Source organism: Alcanivorax sp. HI0044 (assembly GCF_001634945.1).
On the sequence record NZ_LWEZ01001648.1, the window covers coordinates 1 to 832 of the forward strand.

The window sequence follows — 832 nt, forward strand, 5'->3', positions numbered from 1 at the left end:
GGTGCCCTATTGCCTGCGCGTCACCGAAGAGGTGCTGATCTACGACAAGCTGTTGCGCAACTCCAGCCTGCGTGATGCCCACTGCGCCCCGGATACCCTGCACATGCTTGCACAATTCTCCACACTTACCCGGCTGAAAGAACCGGAGAACTCCAGCATTTATTCAAAGATGCGCGTTTATGACGGCGAGAACCTGAAAGACGTGGACCCCCACGCCAAATCCATGCAGGAGTACCGCGACATGGCCGGCGTGGATGAGGGCATGGCCGGGCTCTCCACCCGTTTTGCTTTCAAGATTCTCTCCAAGGTATTCAACTATGACCACTCGGAGGTAGCAGCCAACCCGGTGCACCTGATTCATGTGCTCGAGCAGCGCATTGAGCAGGAACAGTTCCCGCAGGAAAAATCAGAACAATACCGTCGCTTTATCAAGGAATACCTGGTGCCGCGCTACGTAGAGTTCATCGGCAAGGAAATCCAGACTGCTTATCTCGAATCTTATTCCGAGTATGGCCAGAACATTTTCGACCGCTACGTCATCTATGCAGACTTCTGGATTCAGGATCAGGAGTTCCGCGACCCGGATACCGGTGAAATATTCGACCGCCAGGCGCTCAATGAAGACCTGGAAAAAATCGAAAAACCGGCCGGCATCTCCAACCCCAAGGACTTCCGCAACGAAGTGGTCAACTTCGTCCTTCGTGCCCGCGCCAACAACCACGGCAAGAACCCCAGCTGGCTCAGCTACCAGAAACTGCGCGATGTGATCGAAAAGAAAATGTTCTCCAACACCGAAGACCTGCTGCCCGTCATTTCCTTTAACGCCAAAGGC

1 pseudogene is annotated in these 832 nt (G+C 54.1%); it reads left to right on the forward strand.

Annotated features, from left to right (window positions below):
* Positions 1-832: pseudogene (locus tag A3730_RS24835) on the forward strand (PrkA family serine protein kinase); the annotation flags it as partial.